This is a genomic window from Streptomyces sp. NPDC085524 (assembly GCF_044541755.1).
GTDB lineage: Bacteria > Actinomycetota > Actinomycetes > Streptomycetales > Streptomycetaceae > Streptomyces.
The window spans coordinates 253,175-273,943 of the sequence record NZ_JBITTH010000011.1 but is presented as its reverse complement, the minus strand read 5'-3'; the positions used below and the strand labels follow the sequence as shown (position 1 = coordinate 273,943).

Here is a 20,769-nt window from a genome sequence, read left to right as displayed (position 1 = left end):
GCGAGCCGACGGGTGGTGACCGCGTCCCAGCCCTGCTGCTCGGCGAGTTCGCGGGCCGTGGTCACGATGAGGCGCTCGCGCTCCGCCCGCTCGCGCGCCTTGCGTTCCTGTACCGACATGATGTGGATCCTAGCACCGCTAGACAGTCAAGCGGCAGCAATGCTAGCGCTGACTGCATCATCTAGCGTCGCTAGATGATTGGTCGGATCCACCGACCGGCCTGTCGTGTCTCCGGAGGTCCGGCACCCTGTACCCCGCATGCGCGTTCGGTTAGGCTTACCTTGCCTGACGTGCGGGCGGGTAGGTTCGGTTCCGGCGCAGCGGGCGGCGGACCAGAGGACGGGAACGGGCAGGGGGAGGGTGCAGGTGAGAGACGGTGACCGGGCTTGTGCGCGTCATGCGCCCGCTGGGGCGGGACACCCGTGCGGTTGGACCGGCGTCCCGGGTCCCGGTCCGGAGCTCGGGATGAGGCGTCGTGGATAGGATCGCGCTCACGGCCGGAGCCCTGTACGCCATCGTCCTGCTCCGCGCGGGAGGGACGTTCGCCGTCGGGTGGCTCGCCGGTGCCGGTGCCCGCCGCAGCAGGTTCGCCGAGCGGATCTCCTCGGCGAAGTTCCTGCGCGCCGAGCGGGCGATCCAGCGGTGGGGCGCACCGGTGGTGGCCGTCTCCTTCCTGACCGTCGGTCTGCAGACCGCCGCCAACTTCCTCGCGGGCAGCATGCGCATGCCGCTGCCGCGCTACCTTCCCGCGCTGTTCGTGGGCGGAGCCGCCTGGGCGCTGATATACGCGACCGCGGGCCTCGGTGTTCTCGAGGTGCTGGGAAGGCTCTTCGCCGAGCGGACGGCCCTCGGCGTGGCCGCCGTGGCCGTGCTCCTCCTCGCGGTGTGCGGGGTGGTGCTGTACCGCAGAAGACGGGCGGCGCCGTCCTTCGGTGACGCCGTGGCCGAGGAGTCCTGAGCCTGCCCGCGTTCCAGTGCGGGGCCGTTGGCGCGTACGTCGCCGGCCCACTCGCCTGAACCTCGCCCGCGACTACGACGCGCTTCAGACCGCCGCCGACGGCATGTCCGCCGAGCACGGTGCGACGTCGCCGCAGGTGACGCGGGCAGGGAGGGGGCGGGGCCGGAACCCGCCGTGTGCGTGCGATGCGCGGCCGTCGTGCACGCGTCGCACACCGAGGGGCGTACCCCGTGTGATGTAATCGAGCGTCGTCGCGTGAAGAAACGATCTGTCAGCCCCAGGCCCACAAGTCCAGGTGGCTGGGGGAGAGACCCTTGTCGTCGACGGCCGCACCGCGTGTGCTCCTGACACCGCTGCCACCACCGTGAACCCGTCCGGAGGCAGAGGGCCGGCTCGGGCACCCGCACAGGGCGTCGACCGGCCGTACCCGGATCGACCTCGTCATTCGTTCGTGGGGGATCGTCGTGCGTATCGCACGTGTGGGGGGTTTGGCTCATCGCCTTCGTGATGGCGCCACCGGCAGGGGGACCCGTCCGTCAGCCGGGCCGAGAAGCCGTGCAGCGGGCCACCGCTCAGGCGGCACCGGGCCGGCCGGAGCCGGGGCGCACCGGGCCCGGGCGCAGGGAGCCCGTGCGAACCACCGCGCCGGCAACGGAGGTCGCCCGCGCTGCCGACGGGTGCGACGTGCCCGCGACCCGCAGCGCCGGCCCGACCCCCTGACGGGGCGCATCCCTCCGTACCCTCCTCCGCCTGAAGGCGCGGGGTTCCCGGCCCATGCCCGCTGCGGACCAGCGTCCGTCGGCTCGTACATGATCAACACCACCCGGGTCCAAACCAACCCGGGTCCGAACCGCACACGTTGGAGGTAGTCCTCGTGTTTGCTTCTCGCAACGCGCCGTCGCAGGCGCGTGGTTCTCGCGACGCAGGCAGCACACCCCGTCCGGGCATGCGGATGGTCCTCGGCCTTGACGGCGAAGGGCCGCACCCCGCACTGCTGCGCACGAGCCCCGTCCCCCTCCAGCCTGAAGGCCGCGGCCTCCTGGGAGAACACAAGTGATAGTCGAGCACAACCTCCGTGGCGCAACCGATGTCCTGCCCGGATCCCTTCCCGAGGGCTGGGCCCGTACCCCTCTGGTCGTGGTCATGCCCACGTACAACGAGGCCGGCAACGTACCGGGCATGGTCGAGCTTCTGATGAACCTGGACCTGCCCGGCCTGCGCCTGCTCATCGTCGACGACTCGTCCCCGGACGGCACCGGAAAGATCGCGGAAGAGCTCGCGGAGAAGTTCCGGGCCGAGGACGGCAGCCCCCGCATATCCGTGATGCACCGCGTCACCAAGGACGGCCTCGGCCGCGCGTACGCCGCCGGCATGAGCAAGGCGGTCGAGGACGGCGCGCAGTACGTGCTCCAGATGGACGCCGACGGCTCGCACCCGGCGGACAAGATCGCCGGAATGCTCGGTGTGGCCCTCTCCACCGGCTCCGGCCTGGTCGTCGGCAGCCGGTACGTCCCCGGCGGCACCCTGTCCGAAGCCTGGGGTGCACACCGCAAGCTGCTCTCGCGCTGGGCCAACGCCTACGCGAGCACCGTCCTGGGCACCCGCCTGCGCGACATCACCGGCGGATTCAACATGTGGAGCGCCGAGGCCCTGCGCGTGATCGATCTCGCGTCGGTCGGCAGTGCCGGCTACAGCTTCCAGGTGGAGATGAAGTACACGGCCCTGCGTCGCGGCGTGCAGGCGATGGAGGTTCCGATCCACTTCGAGGACCGCACCATCGGCGAGTCCAAGATGAGCCTGGCGGTGCAGCTGGAGTCGGCCGTCATGCCGTGGAAGCTCCGGCGGTCCGCCGCCCGCCCGCGGCCGGGTGCGCCGGCGCAGCCCTCCGGCAACGCCCCGGACGGGACTCCGGGCACCTGCCGTCCGGAGGACCGAGTTCCTGGACCCCGCAGGTGAAAACTGCTGCGCCAACCCGACCGCAGACTGGCGGGAGCCGGGCATCCGAGGGCCTCACCGCCCGGGCGGGCAGGCTGCCCGCCCGGTTCGACCCGCTCTGGGCTGTTCTGCTGACGTTCGCAGTCACCTGCACGCGCATCGGTACCGCCCAGCCCTGGCGTGACGAACTCGCCAGCTGGAGGGCCGCCGACCGCAGCACCGGCGAACTCGTCGACATGCTCCACAACGTCGACGCCGTGTCCGGCGCCTACTACCTGCTGCTGCAGGCGTGGATCTCCGTCTTCGGCGACTCCCCGGCCATGCTGCGGATGCCCTCGGCGCTGGCGATGGCCGGTGCGGCCGGGTTCGTCGTGCTCACCGCGCGCAGGCTCTTCGACCGCCGGACCGCGGTCTTCGCCGGGGTGCTGTTCGCCCTGGCGCCCGCCGTATCCAAGTACGGCCAGGAGGCCCGTTCCTACGCCTTGGTGGTGCTGGCCGCCACGGCCGCGACCTGGCTGCTGCTGCGGGCGCTGGAACGGCCGACGGTGCTGCGCTGGCTGCCGTACGCAGTGGCCGTCACCGCCTCCGGGCTCTTCCACATGATCTCGCTGCTCTTCCTGGTGCCGCACGGCGTCGTCGTGCTCGGGCGTTGGTGGGGCACGCGTTTCTGGCGGCTGCCGGTGTCCTACGCCGTCACCGTCGTGGCCGCGCTGCTGCCGCTGACTCCGCTGGTCCTGCTCGGGCAGCGCCAGGTGGCCCGGCAGCTCGGCTGGGTCCCCGTCCCGCACCTGCGTGACCTGGGCGGCCTGTGGGTCGGCCTCATCGCCTCCCCGCTGGTCTCCCTGGCCCTGTTCGCAGCTGCTGCGCTGCCGCTCGCCTGGCCCCGGGGCCGCCGGCCGGCCGTGGAACTCGGCCTGGTGGCCGTGGTACCGATCCCGCTGGCCTGGATCGTCTCGCAGGGCTCGTCCTCGTACTTCATCGACCGCTACCTGCTCTTCACCCTGCCCGCCTGGGTGATCCTGGCCGCTGCCGGCCTCGGCGCGCTGCGCCCGCGGCGGATCGGCGTGGCCGGCCTGGTGCTCCTGGTGGCGCTCGGCGCCGCAGACCAGCGGCAGCTGCGCACCGAGCACGCCAAGGGAGGCACCGACGGCAAGCGGGTCGCCGCCGTCATCGCCGAGCAGTACAAGCCCGGCGACGGCCTCGTGATGGGCAGCAGCCGGGTCTACATGGTCGACCTGATGGTCGAGTACTACCTGCCGGAACGCGCGAAGCTGAAGGACGTCTTCGCCGAGCGCTCGGCGGTGGCCAACGACGACCTCTTCCCGGTGGAGTGCAGCCGGCCGGTGCAGTGCCTGGAGGGGACCCGGAGGGTCTGGGTGGTCACCTCGAGCGGAACCCAGAACCCGTACAACCAGCTCCCGCCCGACCGGGAGAAGGCGCTGAAGGACCACTACAAGCCGGTCGCGACCACCGTGGTCGGAGACCTCCAGGTCACCCTGGTCGAACGCGCCCACTGACCCACTGACCCACTGACCCACTGACCCCTGATCCACCGAGACCCGGCCCCCGCGCACGCCCATGGCGAGCACGGGGGCCGAGTCGTACCGGCAAACGCGCCGTGCCGTGGCTCGCGGCGGGGGAGCGCGAGGCGGTGGCCATCAGTACCGATCCGGTTCCGGGCGGACGATGGCCCGCCCTGTTCCTCGGCAGTCGCCGATGCCCCACTACCCGGCCCAGTACGCGGCCCGCACCTCCCCTTCCGCGAAGTCCCGGCGCGGCAGGCGCAGGCCGAGGGACTCCTCCAGGGCGTGGAAGTACAGCTCGAACGTGTCGGTCAGTTCCGGGTGGTCCGGCGCGCCCCAGCCGTCGTCGACGCGGTGATCGTCCCTCATGTAGTCGAAGGTGTACATGGCCTTCGCGGAGGTGGGGCGCTTGCCGGCCGCGACCTGTGAGGGATCGGCCCCGTACAGCAGGGCCAGCTGCTCGGCGTCGACGGCTTGCCCGGGCGCAGCACGGAAGAAGGCAAAGGTCGTGTACGGGTCCTGCCCGCGCCAGGACCCCGCTGTCCAGGCGAGCCCCTCCAGCGGGTCGCACCCGCAGGCCCCGACCGTCCCCGCATCGTCCAGACCGCCGCTGCGGAACCGTCTGCCGCGAGTGAGACCCACCGACAACCGGCCTGCCCTCGCAGCCGGTCAGGGCAGGCTGACAAGTCACCAGGAGGAACAGCACACTGAGCACATGCAATATGAGGAGAGAGTCGAACTCGCGGCCGTGAGGGCCTTGTCCCGGTGGCCATCCTCGTCTGCTCACCCTTGCTGCTGGTGGCAGGAGCGCCGATCCGCCGCCGCTACCTCCGCTTCGTCAACCGGGAGCGGCAGTAGCCGAGGTCACCTTGAGCGACTACGGCAAGTGGCGCTGAAGCCGCATCCGGGGCAGCCGTGCAGGACCGCCCTGGCTTCCCTGCCGGCCGAGCAGCATCAGGAGAGGTCAGCCAACGGCTGGTGGGCGGCGGTCACCAGTCACGGCTGGAATCCACGCCTTCGATCAACGCCGCGCGAGCGGCCGACAGGTTGCGGCCGGTGGCTGTCTGCGCTTCGTCCGCCAGGAAGTCCAGAGCGTCGAACAGCTGCTCACGCTCCAGGGTCGCGATGAAGCGCGAGCGGCTGTCGAGTGCGTTGAAGGCGGCTGCGAAGGCGCGCCCGATTTCCGCGATGACGCCGTGCTGCTGGCCGCCTCCACCTCCGCCTCCCCCTCCGACCTCGGCGAGGAAGGCGTCCCGGGTGGCCTCGTACTGGGCAACGGCTTTGCGGTAGGTGGTGCGCGGTATGTGCTCGAGGCCGTCCCATTCCCGGAGCGGGTTGGTGGCGTTGGCAGCGAACCATTCCGGTGTGCGGGCGCCGCGGACGTCGAGCTGGATTCCGTGCCGCACGTGGGGCCGCCAGGTCTTGCGCATCGCCGTCGCGTAGCCGACGGGAATGTCGTCGAGCGATACCTCTTCCACCTCCGGGACGTGGCGCGGCAGCAGGCAGTCGGATGCGTCCATCCCGAACAGCTCCCGGATCGTGAGCGCCTGCAGTTGTGGCAACTGGTTCAGGGCGGCCGCCGAGGTGAGCGTGCCCAGGTTCCCCGACAGCGACAGGCGGGTCAGATCCGGGAAGCCAGCGACGAGGCGGGCGCAGTCGAGCCGGGTGATCCCGTGGACGGTGAGGTGCTTGACGCCCGCACGCACGGCGCCGAGGGTTCGGTCGGCGGCAAGTTCCTCGGCCGTGCACGTCAGGGCATAGGGGGCGTTCCAGTCCTCACGGCCGCCGCTGTTCCAGTGCCGCTGCCGGGCCAGTTGTTCGCCCCGCCCCCACCCCGAGGAGTAGGAGTACGAGGGTTCGGTCACGAGCGGGGGCAGGGAGCCGATCACCGTGAAGCTTCTCGGAAGGACCCACTCGTAGTTGCAGTGGGAGGGCTCGCCGCCCCAGTTGTGGTGTGTGAGCAGGAGCGGCTGTACGTCGCCCAGGTCGGCCACGGCCGAGGGCTTCTGTCCGGACCAGTCCAGTTCGAGAACCGCAGCCCTCTGTGCCGCGGTGTCGATGCCGGTGACCTGCGAGGCGGTCCAGGCGCCGAGCGCATCGGAGTACACCGCAACGACATCGCCGACGGCGATCGGCCTCGGTGGTTGACTTCGTCTCATGCCCATCGCCTACCTACCTGCGTCCGAGTTGCTGCGGCTGAGGTCCAGGACGAGCCCGCGGAGCTCCGTGGCGGAATCGGCCGCGAGCCGGTAGATCCCCTGAAGGCTCACCGACCGGACCAGCCGTCCTTCCTCGACGTACTTGAGCGTGCGCTCACCCCTGCGCGAGGTGAAGGTCAGGCGCTCCAGAAGGTCGGGAGGGGCGACCGTGCTGAACGTCAGGGGAGTGCCGGGCGGACCGAGCAGCACCTCGGTCACACAGCCCGCCTTCAGCGGCCGCCAGTCCAGAAGCTTCGTGTAGTCGTCGTCGTGGAGCTCCGACCCGGCGTCCTGATAAGGGATCATCCTGGACACCTCCATCGCGCCCAGCACATGGAGGCGGGTGCGGAAGACCCGGACGGGATAGACCGTGTCACCGGGTCGGACGCCTGCGCGCTGGAAACTCGGCAACGACTGGTGCGGGCCGCCGAACATCATCGTCAGACGCCGGCCGGCGTAGCCGGATCGCTCAAGTTCTCGGCACAGATCATTGGTCCACAGAGTCGTGTAGGAGTTCGGCACAACAGAACCGTAGACACCCCTACTGACAATCGGCTCTGCGGTCGGTGCGGGCTGCATCGCCCCGCAGGCCGCCTCGGCTGACTCCCCCCTTCGCGACCGGGGGCGGTACCTTGTCCGCGCAGGAGGTCGGGGCGGCCAAAACCGCCAATGACGACCGCAACGACAAGTCCAAGGACGGCAGGGGAGGCGGAACCGCCGCCGCCGAACTCAATTCGAAGGACGCGTACCTACATGGCGGCCCACAAGGCGAAGACCTTGACTTCCGCAACCATCAACATGCTCGCGAACACCCACCAGGGCCAGCGGTGTATGACAACCGCTGTGGGCCCCTCACCCGCGTGATGGGCTTGGGCATGCGCGGAAGCTGGAACTGCGACGATCAGACCCACGCCCGCTGGACCGGGATCACGCCGAACAACGACGGGACCGGCGTGGACGCGGTGGGCGCACAGTTGGACGACGAGGCGGGCAGGGCGGCCCACCTGGACTCGGCGACCACCGTGTGGTCCAGCGTGCCTTTACGGAGCGGAATACCCAACAGCCCCCTCCTGACGATCGTGGGTGGCCGTGGCGACAACTGGTAGGGGACTGCTGATCGCAGCGATAGGCGTGGCGCTGGCGAGCACCTTCGGGTGCTCGTCGGCACCACGCACCTCCCCGGCGACAGCGGAGTCTCCTACCCCGAGCAGCGCAGCACCCTCCCAGCCGTCCGCTTCCGCGCCCCCGGCCGATTCCGGCAAGCCGTTCTGCAAGGTGGACACCCCAGGCGCCTGGAAGCAGGCCCAGACCGCGGGGATGCTCCAGGCGGAGCAGGGCGAGTCTTTGAACCCGCTGGCCGTGGCGCCCGACGGCTCCTCGGTGATGGCCGCCAGCCAGCGAGATGACCGTGTGCCCCTGGTCTGGCTACGTGACCAGGGTCGCAAGCGCACCACGATCTACACCGACGACAACGACGGCAAGGGTGGCCTCGGCCTGGCTGACTTCGACGGCCGTTGGCTGGTCTTCAACACCCTTGACTCGAACGATGTCGCCTCCAAGTGGAAGCTGTTCGCCTGGGACTCCCAGGCCGGCGGAGCCCCCAAGAGCATCGCCAAGACCCAAGCCGACGCCAACGGGAACGCGGTGCCCGGGCCGTTCCTGATCCCGTGGGTCAGCAACGGCAAGGCGACGTGGGTCCAGGGAGTCAGCGACGGGACGAAGAACCAGAAACTCACCGACGTCCAGCGGCAGGTCCATCTCTACGATCTCGCCTCGGCGACCGACGAGATCGTTCACACCGGGCACATGGCGCCCTCGTTCTTCGCCGGAGACACAGTGGTCTGGCCGGAGGCCTTCGCCATCGACACCCCGACGAAGCTCACCGCGGTCACCGCACAGGGCACGCCGGTCAGCCTCCCCGCGGCGCTGGCCGCCGCTGACGGCTCACCGGCTTCGGCGAGCGACGGAACCACCTGGGCGTGGACCGGAGTGGGCAACAAGAATCTGTACGCCTGGAGGGCAGGATGGCCGACGCCGGTCATGGTGCACGAGGGGGCGCCCATCGACTGGGTCCATGTCGCCGGAGACGTGATCACCTGGACCGATTCCACTGCGACGTGGGCCGCCGACCTCCGCGGACGCGCCTACACACAAATGACACCGCAGTACGGTGGAACGAGCAGCCACGGGACCGCCGTCGTCGTCTCCTATCCGGGACCGGACAGACGATCAGTCAGCTACGTGTTCACCAGCGCAGGCCTCGCCCCGCTTGCCTGCCCGCAATGAGGGCATCTGCCTCATCGGCAGGTTCCAGCAACGGCCTCCGGGGGACGGCAACCCGAGCCAGGACTGTGGCACCGGCCCGCAGTCCTGGCTCGCTGGGCACGGGGCAACGCCGTCGGAGCCTGGTGGTGTTCCCAGCGCCGGCAGCGCCCCCTGACCCGCTTGGCCTGCGCGAACGGAGAACAGGGACGGCCCCCAGTAGCTCACGCGCTGGCCCAATGGGCCCGATCGCGGACATGATTGGAGCGGAGGCGACCCGGCTGGCTGGCCGGGCTCCTGTCCGGTGATCACCAGCTGAGTGTGGCCATCGTTTCGGTGGCCGGATTACTGACTTTGACCGTTCCGTGGTCCTTGTACTCGCTGGTGTGCCAGTCGGCAAAGGCCTCGGCGAGCTTGTCTGCCTTGGCCACGTCGGGTGAGCCGGAGTCGCGGAGTTCCGGGTCCAGGTTGGTGATGATCCGGATGGAAAGAGCTGGACCGGTGTGCTCGGTCATCACGTGCATGGAGATGGCCAGGAGGCCTGCGCTTGCTTCGCCCTCAGCAAGATGCTTGCGGAAGGCTTCTGTATCGGGGTCGCCGTTGCCTGGCCAGTTCGATGGCCGGGAGGAAGTGGCGGGCACGGCTTCAGGAGTGGTGTCGTCGCGATCACTACAGGCCAACGCGGTGCTGGCTAAGAGAACCGCGGCTGCGGTACCGAGCCTTAACAGGCGGGGGCTACCGCCGTGGTGGGGTTACTGGTCGGCAGCACGTCGGGAGGCAGAGCCGTTCTCGCCACTGAGATTCATACGCTTCCGTTCCTTGACGGCTCTCCTGCATGAAGAGACGTGATGTTCCGCCCACAGGTTCCCCGGCCTGTCGGCGCGATGCCGTACCCGTCGGCCGGCCGGGTGAGCCCAGTCCTTGTTCCGCGGTACCAGCCGATGTACGACGCGCCCGACGATCCGTTCACGGAGCTGTCGAGTCCCGCCTGACGGGCAGGTGACGTTGCCTCTCGAGTTCGGGCCGCTGACCCAGGTGCCACAGTTCCCCTGTCCCGCACCCGGTTGAGTCTCCCGTTGGGGGAGACGGCAAGGTGAGGGGCATGGACAGCGAAACGCTCTACTCCATCGGGGAGTTGTCCCGTCGGACCGGGCTGACGGTGAAGACGATCCGGTTCTACTCCGATCAGGGGATCGTCCCGCCGACCGACCGGAGTCCGGCGGGCTACCGGCTCTACGGGCCCGACGCGCGCGCCCGCCTCGATCTGGCCCGCACGCTGCGGGACCTCGGGATCGACCTGGCGACCGTACGCAGAGTGCTGGACCGGGAGTTGTCCCTGTCGGAGGTCACGCAAGCCCACGCAGACGCCCTCGACGTACAGATCTGAACCCTCCGGCTGCGCCGCGCGCTCCTCCGCGCGCTCGCCGGTCGCAGCCGCCCCACCAGCTTGGAGATCGACCTCGTGCACCGACTCGCCACGCTCTCCCGCACCGAACGCCGCCGCCTCGTCGCCGACTTCATCGACGAGGCCTTCAGGGGCTTCGAAACCAACCCCGAGTTCGTTGCTCTGATGTGGTCCGCCCTGCCCGAACTCCCCGAAGACCCCACGTCCGGACAGGTCGACGCCTGGGTGGAACTCGCCGGTCTCTGCGAGACCGCCGACTTCCGCGCGGCGATCCGCCGGACTGCTGAGGACCAGGCGGAAGAGCTCTCCCGGAAGGACGCCGTCGTACTGCAAGAGGCCTTCGGCCGGGCGATGCGCCAACTGATCGACGAGGCCTGTACCGCCGGCCTGATGCTGATGCCCGCCGCCGACCCGGAGGCCTCCCCTGCCGACGCGCTGGCCGAGCTCTACGCCCGTGCTTACGAGGATGCCGGGGCGACGAGCGATCTGCGCCGCTGGCTCCTCGCCCGCCTGCGGACGGGGGACGATCCGCTCGTGGAGCGCTACTGGCGGCTCCTGGCGACGGTCAATGGATGGCCCCCGTCATCCACGCTTGCTCCCGTCCACTCCTGGTTCACGGGGGCGGCGGCATGAGGACGCGCGAGCTGGCCTTCGGTCTGTACGCGGACGAGGAGGGGCTGGCCTGGGTCAGGACGTGCATCGAGGACGCCGTGGGTGCGCGCAGCGCCCGGATCACCAATGTGACCGAGACGCCGACCGGAGACGCGGACGACTTCCTGGCGGACCAATGGGCCGTGGAACACCCCGGCCTGAGCAGCGGTGCCAGGCAGCCGGTCATGCTGCAGGTGCGCGTGGTGTGCTCCCTGCGGACGCGCAGGTCCCTCCGCAAGGCGGTGATCGCCGCCCTGTGCCCGGAGGGGGAGGCACCCCACATCTGCCGTGTTCCGTGGTCGGCCTTCTGAAGCCGGGCTTTGCCTGGTACGGCCGGATGTTCCACCTCGCTGAACGGCACGGCCGTGACCGGCGGAAGGTGGGCAGGGTCTGCAGGCGGCCGCGCGCTTCTGATCACATCGGGGACGCGCAGAGGCGGCTGGGCGGTACCGCTCAATGCAGTGTCCGTGAGTTACGGGAGGGGGCAGGCCAAGAGGATCTGCCTCCGCTCACGGTCGACCGAGACGATCTGCACGGACATCTCGTGCCCCTGGCGGAAGGACTCCGCAGGCGCAGGCAACCGGGTGAGCGGAACGAGTCCCTCGACGCAGTCGGCGAGGCGTACGAAGACGCCGATGGACGCGATCTTCGTGACGCGTCCACCGACAACCTGACCGACGCGAAAGCGCGGGAGCAGGTCTTCGTGCTCGGTCCACTCTCCGAGCACGACCCCCACCTGATGATTGTGGTCGGCGTGCCAGACGACCTCGCCGGTAACGCGCTGCCCCACGGTCGGCAGCTCCATGCAGCTGGGCATCCTGTCGATCCTGGCCAGACCCACGGCGCGGGGGCAGTCGTCGAAGGCGAGGAAGACTCCGAATGGCCGTCGGCCGACGACCTCGCCGACAACGCGAGTACCGACAGGCAGCGCGCGGACCGTCTCGGACCAAGCCGAAGCCGCGTCGGGCACGTGCCTGCCGTTCTCTCCAGGCCAGGAGTACTCACTCACTCGCAGATCATGGCATCACCGGTCGCTGCTCGAAAGGTGATGCCGGAACGGGATCCTGGAGTGCCGGTGCTTCGAGCGTCGCCTCGATCTCCGCGTCCTGCAGCCCCAGGGCATCCAGTGACGAGGGGGCCAAGGACACCCGCAGCACCGGCCCGCAGGCGGATCAGCGCAGTCCGGCGAAGAGGTCGTTCTCGGGCACGGCCGCGCCGGTGGCGTCCTTGACCCGCACGAAGGTCTCCGTGCCCATCAACTCGCCGAACCTCTCCTTGCCCATCCGCAGGAAGAAGATGTTCTCGCCCTGACTCGCGTGCGCAGCCAGTGCATCGAACTTCTGGCCGCTGAACGCGGTGGTGTCCACCCACGTGGTGATCTCGTCGTCGGGCAGGCCGATCTTGGCCATCGCCGCGGCCTCGGCAGGATCCGGCTCCGGCATGTCCGGGTGGAACTCGCGCATGATCTCGCCGAACCGCTGCATCCCCGAGCGGGGCATCGTCGTCCAGTACACCTTCGGCGTCAGCTCGGTCATCTCCAGCGCCGCCATCGTGATGCGGTGGGCCTGGATGTGGTCGGGGTGGCCGTAGAAGCCGTTCTCGTCGTACGTGACGACCACATCGGGCCGGTAGTGCCGCATGAGTTCCGCGAGCCGGGCGGCGCCCTCCTCCACGGGGGTCTGCCAGAAGGACCCGGGGGCGTCGTTGCTCGGCCAGCCCATCATCCCGGAGTCGGCATAGTCCAGCATCTCCAGGTCGCCGACCTTCAGGACGTCACAGCTCGCCTCGAGTTCTTGACGCCGCATCAAGGCGACGGCCGCCGGATCGTGCCCGGGATCGCCCGGCTTGGTGCCCCCCGGTCCGTCACCGCAACCGCCGTCGGTACACGTCACGAGCACGGTGCGGATGCCTTCCGCCGCGTACCGTGCGAGGACCCCTCCCGTGCCGGTGGCTTCGTCGTCGGGATGGGCGTGCACGGCCATGAGCGTCAAAGGCCGGTCAGTCATGCAGTCCTCCTGCTGAAATACGTCTTGGTACGGGTGAACGGCGGCTGCACCGCGATCCAGGGGCCCGGATCCCGGAGGGGCGGACACCCCGGTGGTCTCCATGTTCCCTGCTCATGCGGCGACGCCGGTCCCTCGGTCGGTGCAACCTCCCGGCCGGGCCGGCTGTTCCCGGCGAGGCCGCGCGTCGCCGCCGCCGCGAGGCCGCGCGGCCATGGCGCCGCGCGTCGCCGTGGTCGATGGTCGGGCGTCAGGGGCGGGTGAATTCCCATGGCCGGAAAGCAACATGACGAGTTGAGCCATCCAACCCGTTGTGCAAATCGGTATTTTATGGCCTCTCCCGGAGGTCAGTACGGTCCGATTCATGGAGTGGAACTTTCAGACTGCAGAAGAACTCGCGGCCGCCCTGCGCACCGGTGAAGTGACGTCGGTGGAGCTGACCGACGAGGCAATCGCCCGGATCGAGCGGGACGACGCCGTCATCAACGCGATCTGCGTGCCGGACTTCGACCGTGCGCGGGCCGCCGCGCACGCTGCCGACCAGGCGCGTGCACGCGGCGAGGACCGGCCACTGCTCGGTATTCCGGTGACGGTCAAGGAGTCCTACGACGTCGCCGGGTTGCCCACGACCTGGGGCATGCCGACGTACCGGGACTTCGTGCCGGCCGAGGACGCGGTACAGGTGTCGCGGCTCCGGGCCGCAGGCGCGGTGGTGCTCGGCAAGACCAATGTGCCCTTGGGGCTGCAGGACCTGCAGAGCTTCAACGAGATCTACGGCACCACCAACAACCCGTGGGACCACGCTCGCACGGCCGGCGGATCGTCCGGCGGCTCGGCGGCAGCCCTGGCGGCCGGCTTCGGCGCGTTGTCCATCGGCTCCGACATCGGCGGTTCGCTGCGCACCCCGGCGCACTTCTGCGGGGTCTACGCACACAAGCCGACGCTCGGGCTGGTGGCGAACCGAGGCATGGTCCCGCCGACCATGCCGGCATTGCCGGTCGACCTCGACCTCGCCGTCGTCGGCCCGATGGCGCGCACCGCCCGCGACCTCACGCTCCTGCTCGACGTCATGGCCGGGCCGGACCCGCTGACGTTCGGCGTGGCGCACGGCCTGACGCTGCCGCTCGCACGTCACGAGCGGCTGAGCGACTTCCGGGTCCTGGTCCTCGACGAGCACCCGTTCATTCCGACCGGATCCGCTGTGCGGGCGGGCGTGAACCGGGTCGCCGACGCACTTGTCGACGGCGGCGCCCGCGTCGAACGGCACACGCCGCTGCTTCCCGACCTGGCCGAAGCCGCGACGCTCTACATGCAGTTGCTGTTCTCGGGCTCCGGTGCACGATTGCCCGTCGAAGCGTACGAGCAGATGCGGACCCGCGCCGCCGGACTGAGCGCGAACGACCCCAGTCTCGACGCGGCGCGGCTGCGCGGGCTGGTGTTCAGCCACCGCGACTGGATCGGGGCGAACGACCGTCGCGAGCTCCACCGTCACGGCTGGCGGCAGTTCTTCGCCGAGTTCGACGCCGTGGTGTGCCCGATCGCGCCGACTGCCGCGTTCCCGCACGACCACGACCCCGATCTGCTGGCGCGCCGGATCGACATCGATGGCGCTGAGCTCCCGTACCTCGACCAGCTCGTCTGGGCCGGTCTGGCCACCATGCCCGGACTGCCGGCCACCGCCGTACCGACGGGTCTGTCCCCCGACGGCCTGCCGGTGGGAGTGCAACTCATCGGCCCGATGTTCGAGGACCGCACCCCGCTGCGGCTGGCCGAACTGCTCGAGCAGCGGATCGGCGGCTTCCAGGTACCGAAGTAGGGCTTCCTGCCAGGTGCACGCTGTGACGAGGTGCGGATGACGAAAGAACGGGGGTTGGTCACGGCCGGACCGGTGTCGGCAGCCGGGCGTGATCAGCCCTCGGCCTCCCGCGCGGCGCGCTCCAGCCGCTCCCGGTGGGCCGCCCACCACGCCTGGTCCTCCGGGGGCATGTCGTCCTTGCCCGGCAGATATCCGGCGGAGCCGTCCATGAGCTCGCGCAGGATGTCGGCGTGGCCGGCGTGGCGGTGCGTGTCGGAGATCACGCGCACCAGGATGTGGTGCAGTGTCACCTCCCGCCGCTCCTCCGGCCACCACGGGACGTGACCCACCGCGTCGAGCGCCAGCGACGCGATCGTGCTGTCGGAGTGCTCCCACGCCTGTCGGTACAGGCCGACGATCTGTTCCCGTGACTCGTCCGCCGTGGCCCACATGTCCGCGTTGGATTCCGGCTCCTCGGTGTGCCACCAGACAGGCGGCTCCTTGCCGAAGAACGGCCGTCCGAACGTGTCGCCGAAGTACCCCAGCTCCACGCCGGCGACATGCTTGACCAGCCCCAACAGGTTCGTGCCCGTGGGGGTCAGAGGGCGGCGGACGTCGTACTCCGAGAGCCCGTCGAGCTTCCACACCAGGGCGTCCCGCGCCTCTTGCAGGTATCGCAGGAGGTCCGCTTTCGGATTCGGTTCGGTCATGTCGCCAGTCTTCCACCCGGCACTGACATGGGTGCCGGTCGTGGTGCGCACGGCGGCCGGGGGCCGCCACCACGACACGTCTGCCCGGCTGTTCGCCCCCTGTCGTGAACCGGACCGGGCCGGGCCGCCGCCCCTCCTGGACCCCGGAGTGGAGACGGGCGCGGTGGCGGAGCTGCCCGGGTGCCGGAGACGGTTGCGCCTCGGGAGGGCGTGGTCCTGCCGGGCCGATCGTCATGGCCGAACCATACAAATTCGTGATCATGAATCGATTGATCATCCTGCTCATGAGGCGGTCTGCGGCTTGGCACAGTGGTGACACGGGCAGTCCGATCGACTGTGAGATCACCACAAGGGGGAACCGTCATGGGTACGGGCATCACCGGAGTTGCCGTCACCGGCCTGGGGGCCACCACTCCGCTCGGCGGCGACGCGGAAGCCACCTGGCAGGCGATGCTGCGCGGCGAGAACGGCATCCGCGCCATCGAGGAGGAGTGGGCCGCGTCCCTCCCCGTACGCATCGCCGGGCGGGTGCGCCAGGATCCGGCCGAGGTACTGGACCGGGTGCAGGCGCGGCGCCTGGACCGCTGCGAGCAACTCGCGCTGGTGGCCGCCCGCGAGGCGTGGGCGGATGCGGGGCGGCCGCAGGTGGAGCCGGAGCGGCTCGCCGTGGTCGTCGGCACCGGGACCGGCGGGGCGCTGACCCTGCTCGGGCAGGACGACGTCCTGGAGGCCTCCGGGGTGCGCAAGGTCTCCCCGCACACCGTTCCGATGCTCATGGCCAACGGCCCGGCGGCCTGGGTGTCCATCGAGCTCGGCGCGCGCAGCGGCGCGCACACCCCGGTCAGCGCCTGCGCTTCCGGCGGGGAAGCCCTGTCGCTGGCCCTCGACCTGATCCGGCTCGGACGGGCCGACGTGGTGGTGGCCGGCGGTACGGAGGCCTGCGTGCACCCGCTGCCGCTGGCCGGGTTCGCGCAGGCCAAGGCCCACTCGACGCGCAACGACGAACCGGCGGCGGCGTCCCGCCCCTTCGACACCGGCCGCGACGGCTTCGTCATCGGCGAGGGCGCGGGCCTGGTGGTCCTGGAGCGGGCGGAGTTCGCGGCCGCGCGCGGGGCGCGGGTGTACGCGCGGCTGGCGGGGGCGGGGGTGACCTCGGACGCCCACCACATCACCGCCGCCCACGCGCCGGGGCAGGTACGCGCGATACGGACGGCGCTGGCCTCGGCCGGGCTCGCCCCCGCCGATGTCGCGCTCGTGCACGCGCATGCGACGTCGACGCAGGCGGGCGACCTGGTGGAGGCGCGGTCGATCGCCGAGGCGGTCGGCACGCACGCCGCGGTGACGGCCACCAAATCGATGACGGGGCACCTGTTCGGGGCGGCGGGCGCGGTGGGGGCCATCGCGGCGGTGCGCGCGGTGTACGAGGGGGTGGTCCCGGCGACCCGCAACCTGGAGTCCCCGGACCCGGAGGTCGGTCTGGACGTGGTCGCGGGCGGCCCCCGCCGGATGCCGGTGCCCGCCGCTCTGGCGAACGCCTTCGGCTTCGGCGGCCACAACTCCGCCCTGCTCTTCACGTCCGCCTGACGGTATCCCCGTCCGGGCCCGTCCGGGCCCGCCCGGGGGCCTGGCCCGGGAGCCGCCACACGGAGCTGACGGCCCGTGGGCCGGGGCCGTCGGCGTCATGACGCCTGTGCCGGGGCGGCTGCTGCCCCGGCACGGGCTCGGGAGGCGGGCTACTTCGAGTGGTCGATGACGTTGCCGTCGGAGCAGTTGTCGGCGTGGGCCGGAGCAGCGAGGGCAAGGCCGGCGAGGACCAGCGCGGCGGCAGTGGTGGTCTTCTTCATGCCCTGGAAACGACCCACTTGCACGGACGATACGGCCGGCTGACCGTCTCGTAGCGGAAGAAACAGGAACAAGGGCAGGCTTGCCCGCCCCTTTGAGTCATCCGGTGACCCTTTCGTTGATCTTCGTTGTCCGCCGCTCGACCGGCCGCTTGAATGGCGGCAGAAAAGAGAAACAGCTCCGACATGACACGAGGAATTAAATGAAGACGATCCAGGGCATTGCGAAGAAGTCGCTTTTCGGCCTGACGGCCGCAGTGGCTTTCAGCGCGCTCCCCGTATTCGTTTCGACGGCCTCCGCGGACCCCAGCTGCATAACCAGCGCGAACGCCACCGTTTCCGGTGGGGACACGGTGAACGTCAGGGTGAGCAGCAACCCCTGCGGCCGTCAGGTGCGCGCCTGGGCGGAGTGTGTGACCGAGAACGGCTGGACCTCGCAGAAGACCGGTTCGTCCATCAGCGGAACGGGGTCGGTCAGCGTCAGCTGCGGCACTGCCTACGTGAACCGCAAGGGCCACGAGGTGTACGTCCCGGGCCAGGGCTGGGCGCGGTACGTCTACTAGAGCGTCTCCTCCGGCCCCCTCGCCGCCGCCCTGCCCAAGGCGGCGGCGAGGGGGCCGAGTACTGCAAGAGCCGCCGCTTCGGCGCCGATGGGGGCAACACCGACGCCATCGGCGCCTGCGGCGTCACCCCTGCCTGCTCACCTCGCTATCGCGGGCCTCGCGCCCCGCGCAGGTCCGGGTGTCACCGCACTAGGCGCACGAACGGCCGGCGCCTCTCTGCAGCAGCCCGGCCGCGCGCTTCAACGCCCGCACCCCGGCAGGGACTCCGGATGATGGCATGGTGTCCGCCGGTGCCGTGAGGCTCACGGCGCCGACCGGAACCCCGAAGCGGAGGATGGGCACGGCGACCATCTGCGACCCGGACACCGGCCCGGACGAGGCGGCCCAGCCGCGGAGGCGGACCGCTGCGCGCTCACCCGGCCTCGGGTGCGGCAGGTCGAGATAGGCCAGAATGGCCTGCCCGGCGGCGTCTTCTCCAAGGCGCCGCGGTATCCCGAGGGAGGCCTCCTGCGGGATGCCGCCGGGGTTGTCCACGCAGCCCACGCAGACCTGGACCGGTACGTCGGTCAGCACGGCCGCGTGCAGGCCGGCGGTGTGCCCGGACTCCTCCGCCACGATGCCCATGGCGCGCAGCGCGGTCCCGGAGGCCGGAATCCACTGGCGGGGGGAGAACCCCGCCTCGTCCCGGTTCCCGGCCAGGGCGTAATAGCCGTGCCGGGGCTGCCGGATCACGCCGTTCCTCATTCCCGATTGAATGAGCCGCTGCACGGTGGAACGGCTCAGTCCGCTCCGGCTGACAATCGACCGCAGTGCATGCGGGCCGGCCCCCATGTCGCGCAGGACCCCGAGGACCTTGAAAGCGCGATCCGAAACGCGCTCGCGACTGCTTTCACCGTGGAGCAGGGCGCCCAAAAAGATGTCTCCTTCATCAGGCGGAGTTCACCGCATCAGCCACCTGAAAGCTAGGAGCGCCGTGATTCGAATGTCAAGGACACCGGGGAACATGCGGATGACAGGATTTCGGCAGAGCTTCGACATGTCCTCTTCCTAGGGTGAATGCAGCGAGCGGGGCCGTGGGGACCCGCTGCACTCACTAAGGAGCCTTGTGATGGAACTGGCGGCGTTGGAGCAGTCCGAGGTCCGGCTGTCGGAAGCGGACAGCCGGCGGATGTGGGAGCTTTCCGTGAGCGCAGCCGCTCTCCTGGGCGCTCCGGCCACCCGGCTCGCAGACCTGCTGCTCGACATACCCTCCGATGTGCGCGGCGCCCTGCTCGGCTTCGCCGAAGGGACCTCGCGCACCGGGTACCTGCTGCTGCGGGGGCTGCAGGTCGGGGAGCTGCCCCCGACGCCCACGACCCATGGCTCGCGCCTCCTGGACGAGCACGGCACGTCCGGGACGATGGCCCTCGTGGCCGACGTGGTCGGATCGCTCATCGGCTACCGGGACGAGAAGGACGGTGCGCTGGTCCACGACGTCCACCCCGTGCGCGGCGAGGAGACCCGCATCGAGAACAGCGGCTCGGTGGCGTTCGACTTCCACACCGAGAACGTCCACCACCCCCTGCGCCCCGACTTCCTCGGCCTGATCTGCCTGCGCCAGGACCACGACGCGATCGCGGCCACCCGCGTGGCCTCCATCCGTGAGGCGGAGGCCCTCCTCGACGAAGAGCAGCGCAGCATCCTGCGCTCCCCGCGCTTCCACAGCGCCTACCCGACCTCCTTCGCGCGCAACATCCCCGGCCCGCGACCCACGGCGGGCCCGCACCCCGTGCTGTTCGGACGTGAGGGGCAGTCGTTCATGCGGTTCAACTCGCACAACACCACTGCCGGGGACGCCAAGGGCAAGGCCGCACTCGAGGCGCTGTCCGCAGCCCTCGAAACCGTCTGCCGCGACATCGTCCTGGAGCCGGGGGACCTCGTCCTCGTCGACAACCACATCGCGGCCCACGGACGCTCCTCCTTCACTCCGCGCTACGACGGCGCCGACCGCTGGCTGCGCCGGTGCTATTCGCTGCGCGCGACCCCCCGCTGGGCCGAGCAGATGATGGACTCCCGGCGCGTGGTCCCCGACCTGGCCCAGATCTCCGGCGTCTTCTGAGCCGGCCTCCCTGACACCAGACGCAACCGAGGCCGAATCAGAAAGAAGTCGTGGACGTGGACGTTATAGATGTCGGCGGCCTCCTGGCCGTCGCCGCCGGAGCGGGGTGGGTCGACGCCGTCGTGGGAGGCGGTGGGCTGATCCTGATCCCCGCCCTGCTCCTGGCCTTCCCCCAGTTGCCGCCGGCCGTGGCCCTGGGCACGAACAAGGCGACGGCCATCGCGGGGACGACCGTCGCCGCCGTCACGTACGCCCGCCGTACGAAACTGCCTCGCTCGGTGGCGTTGCCCGCCGCACTGCTCGCCGTTCCCGCCGCCGGATTCGGCGCGCTGTCGGCGTCCATGGTCCCCAAGGACTGGTTCCGGCCCGTGGTCATGGCCCTGCTCGTCGGCGTCGCCGTCTTCGTGGCGATGCGCCCGCGGTTCGGCGCGGTCGAAGGCGAGGGGATGGTCGGCCGGCGCAGGCGCATCCTCGTGATCGCCTTCGCCGGATGCGGGATCGGCTTCTACGACGGGGTGTTCGGGCCCGGAACGGGAACCTTCCTGATCCTCACGTTCACCGGCCTCCTCTCCCTCGAATTCCTGCAGAGCTCGGCGCTGGCCAAGGTCGTGAACGTGGGGACCAACCTCGGGGCGCTGTGCGTCTTCGCGGCTCAGGGCCAGGTGCTGTGGACCCTCGCTGCGGGCATGGCCGTCTGCAACATCGCCGGTGCCGCCCTCGGCGCCAGGACCGCCCTGACCCGCGGGTCCGGGTTCGTACGGGCCGTCCTGCTCGTGGCGGTGGCCGGAATGGTCGTCAAGCTCGCCTTCGACCAGTTCGGCTGAGCC

At 70.3% G+C, this 20,769-nt stretch carries 20 protein-coding genes and 3 pseudogenes; 12 read left to right on the top strand and 11 right to left on the bottom strand.

Features of this window, described 5'->3' with window-relative positions; translation table 11 throughout:
• A pseudogene (locus tag ACIGFK_RS19730) lies at positions 1 to 119 on the bottom strand (TetR family transcriptional regulator); the annotation flags it as partial.
• A gap of 356 nt (positions 120 to 475) precedes the next feature.
• On the opposite strand from ACIGFK_RS19730, the gene ACIGFK_RS19725 reads away from it, so the two are divergent.
• From ACIGFK_RS19725 to ACIGFK_RS19715, 3 genes are all read left to right on the top strand, one after another.
• Complete coding sequence (locus ACIGFK_RS19725) at positions 476 to 958, top strand: DedA family protein (protein ID WP_376658742.1); 483 nt, start codon at positions 476 to 478, stop codon at positions 956 to 958.
• A 1,143-nt stretch (positions 959 to 2,101) separates the two neighbouring features.
• Positions 2,102 to 2,914, top strand: a complete 813-nt coding sequence (locus tag ACIGFK_RS19720; RefSeq protein WP_400052882.1) for a polyprenol monophosphomannose synthase — start codon at positions 2,102 to 2,104, stop codon at positions 2,912 to 2,914.
• The gene (locus tag ACIGFK_RS19715) at positions 2,911 to 4,410 is read left to right on the top strand and encodes a glycosyltransferase family 39 protein (protein WP_400052870.1); all 1,500 of its coding nucleotides are present in this window, start codon (positions 2,911 to 2,913) and stop codon (positions 4,408 to 4,410) included. Before ACIGFK_RS19720 ends, ACIGFK_RS19715 begins: the two co-directional genes overlap by 4 nt.
• A gap of 207 nt (positions 4,411 to 4,617) precedes the next feature.
• Here the strand turns inward: ACIGFK_RS19715 and ACIGFK_RS19710 are convergent, their stop codons facing one another.
• From ACIGFK_RS19710 to ACIGFK_RS19700, 3 genes are all read right to left on the bottom strand, one after another.
• Positions 4,618 to 5,058: a hypothetical protein gene (locus ACIGFK_RS19710; protein ID WP_386472769.1), complete on the bottom strand. Its 441-nt coding sequence runs from the start codon at positions 5,056 to 5,058 to the stop codon at positions 4,618 to 4,620.
• Positions 5,059 to 5,405: 347 nt separating this feature from the next.
• Complete coding sequence (locus tag ACIGFK_RS19705; protein ID WP_400052868.1) at positions 5,406 to 6,575, bottom strand: hypothetical protein; 1,170 nt, start codon at positions 6,573 to 6,575, stop codon at positions 5,406 to 5,408.
• Between the two features lie 9 nt (positions 6,576 to 6,584).
• Positions 6,585 to 6,920 carry a hypothetical protein gene (locus ACIGFK_RS19700; protein ID WP_400052866.1) on the bottom strand — a complete coding sequence of 112 codons (336 nt, stop codon included), beginning with the start codon at positions 6,918 to 6,920 and terminating at the stop codon, positions 6,585 to 6,587.
• 326 nt (positions 6,921 to 7,246) lie between these two features.
• On the opposite strand from ACIGFK_RS19700, the gene ACIGFK_RS19695 reads away from it, so the two are divergent.
• The gene (locus ACIGFK_RS19695) at positions 7,247 to 7,720 is read left to right on the top strand and encodes a hypothetical protein (protein WP_386472757.1); all 474 of its coding nucleotides are present in this window, start codon (positions 7,247 to 7,249) and stop codon (positions 7,718 to 7,720) included.
• A 211-nt stretch (positions 7,721 to 7,931) separates the two neighbouring features.
• A complete protein-coding gene (locus tag ACIGFK_RS19690; protein ID WP_400052864.1) occupies positions 7,932 to 8,900 on the top strand; it encodes a hypothetical protein in 969 nt (322 codons plus the stop codon).
• A gap of 284 nt (positions 8,901 to 9,184) precedes the next feature.
• Here the strand turns inward: ACIGFK_RS19690 and ACIGFK_RS19685 are convergent, their stop codons facing one another.
• The gene (locus tag ACIGFK_RS19685) at positions 9,185 to 9,517 is read right to left on the bottom strand and encodes a hypothetical protein (RefSeq protein ID WP_400052862.1); all 333 of its coding nucleotides are present in this window, start codon (positions 9,515 to 9,517) and stop codon (positions 9,185 to 9,187) included.
• Positions 9,518 to 9,978: 461 nt separating this feature from the next.
• Between ACIGFK_RS19685 and ACIGFK_RS19680 the strand changes: the two are divergent.
• Together ACIGFK_RS19680 and ACIGFK_RS19675 are read left to right on the top strand one after the other, a co-directional pair.
• Positions 9,979 to 10,914: pseudogene (locus ACIGFK_RS19680) on the top strand (MerR family transcriptional regulator).
• Positions 10,911 to 11,243 (top strand): hypothetical protein, encoded by a 333-nt coding sequence (locus tag ACIGFK_RS19675; protein WP_400052860.1) that lies wholly within the window; start codon positions 10,911 to 10,913, stop codon positions 11,241 to 11,243. Before ACIGFK_RS19680 ends, ACIGFK_RS19675 begins: the two are co-directional and overlap by 4 nt.
• 161 nt (positions 11,244 to 11,404) lie before the next feature.
• On the opposite strand, the gene ACIGFK_RS19670 is transcribed toward ACIGFK_RS19675, so the two are convergent.
• Together ACIGFK_RS19670 and ACIGFK_RS19665 are read right to left on the bottom strand one after the other, a co-directional pair.
• Positions 11,405 to 11,941 (bottom strand): S1 RNA-binding domain-containing protein, encoded by a 537-nt coding sequence (locus ACIGFK_RS19670; protein ID WP_400052858.1) that lies wholly within the window; start codon positions 11,939 to 11,941, stop codon positions 11,405 to 11,407.
• Between the two features lie 163 nt (positions 11,942 to 12,104).
• Complete coding sequence (locus ACIGFK_RS19665) at positions 12,105 to 12,938, bottom strand: PIG-L family deacetylase (protein ID WP_376658733.1); 834 nt, start codon at positions 12,936 to 12,938, stop codon at positions 12,105 to 12,107.
• A gap of 361 nt (positions 12,939 to 13,299) precedes the next feature.
• Between ACIGFK_RS19665 and ACIGFK_RS19660 the strand changes: the two genes are divergently transcribed.
• Positions 13,300 to 14,751: an amidase gene (locus ACIGFK_RS19660; protein ID WP_376658732.1), complete on the top strand. Its 1,452-nt coding sequence runs from the start codon at positions 13,300 to 13,302 to the stop codon at positions 14,749 to 14,751.
• A gap of 92 nt (positions 14,752 to 14,843) precedes the next feature.
• On the opposite strand, the gene ACIGFK_RS19655 is transcribed toward ACIGFK_RS19660, so the two are convergent.
• The gene (locus tag ACIGFK_RS19655; protein WP_376658731.1) at positions 14,844 to 15,440 is read right to left on the bottom strand and encodes a DinB family protein; all 597 of its coding nucleotides are present in this window, start codon (positions 15,438 to 15,440) and stop codon (positions 14,844 to 14,846) included.
• A 363-nt stretch (positions 15,441 to 15,803) separates the two neighbouring features.
• On the opposite strand from ACIGFK_RS19655, the gene ACIGFK_RS19650 reads away from it, so the two are divergent.
• Complete coding sequence (locus ACIGFK_RS19650; protein WP_400052855.1) at positions 15,804 to 17,024, top strand: beta-ketoacyl-[acyl-carrier-protein] synthase family protein; 1,221 nt, start codon at positions 15,804 to 15,806, stop codon at positions 17,022 to 17,024.
• 149 nt (positions 17,025 to 17,173) lie between these two features.
• On the opposite strand, the gene ACIGFK_RS19645 is transcribed toward ACIGFK_RS19650, so the two are convergent.
• Positions 17,174 to 17,302 (bottom strand): hypothetical protein, encoded by a 129-nt coding sequence (locus tag ACIGFK_RS19645; RefSeq protein WP_376658729.1) that lies wholly within the window; start codon positions 17,300 to 17,302, stop codon positions 17,174 to 17,176.
• A 344-nt stretch (positions 17,303 to 17,646) separates the two neighbouring features.
• On the opposite strand from ACIGFK_RS19645, the gene ACIGFK_RS19640 reads away from it, so the two are divergent.
• Complete coding sequence (locus ACIGFK_RS19640) at positions 17,647 to 17,844, top strand: hypothetical protein (RefSeq protein ID WP_376658728.1); 198 nt, start codon at positions 17,647 to 17,649, stop codon at positions 17,842 to 17,844.
• A 189-nt stretch (positions 17,845 to 18,033) separates the two neighbouring features.
• On the opposite strand, the gene ACIGFK_RS19635 is transcribed toward ACIGFK_RS19640, so the two are convergent.
• On the bottom strand, positions 18,034 to 18,576 hold the full coding sequence (locus tag ACIGFK_RS19635) for a hypothetical protein (RefSeq protein ID WP_376658745.1): 543 nt from the start codon (positions 18,574 to 18,576) through the stop codon (positions 18,034 to 18,036).
• A pseudogene (locus ACIGFK_RS19630) lies at positions 18,577 to 18,756 on the bottom strand (helix-turn-helix domain-containing protein); the annotation flags it as partial.
• A 196-nt stretch (positions 18,757 to 18,952) separates the two neighbouring features.
• Here ACIGFK_RS19630 and ACIGFK_RS19625 point away from each other — a divergent pair.
• A complete protein-coding gene (locus ACIGFK_RS19625; RefSeq protein WP_376658727.1) occupies positions 18,953 to 19,942 on the top strand; it encodes a TauD/TfdA family dioxygenase in 990 nt (329 codons plus the stop codon).
• Between the two features lie 56 nt (positions 19,943 to 19,998).
• Positions 19,999 to 20,766 carry a TSUP family transporter gene (locus ACIGFK_RS19620; protein ID WP_386472738.1) on the top strand — a complete coding sequence of 256 codons (768 nt, stop codon included), beginning with the start codon at positions 19,999 to 20,001 and terminating at the stop codon, positions 20,764 to 20,766.
• The last annotated feature ends 3 nt before the right edge of the window (positions 20,767 to 20,769 follow it).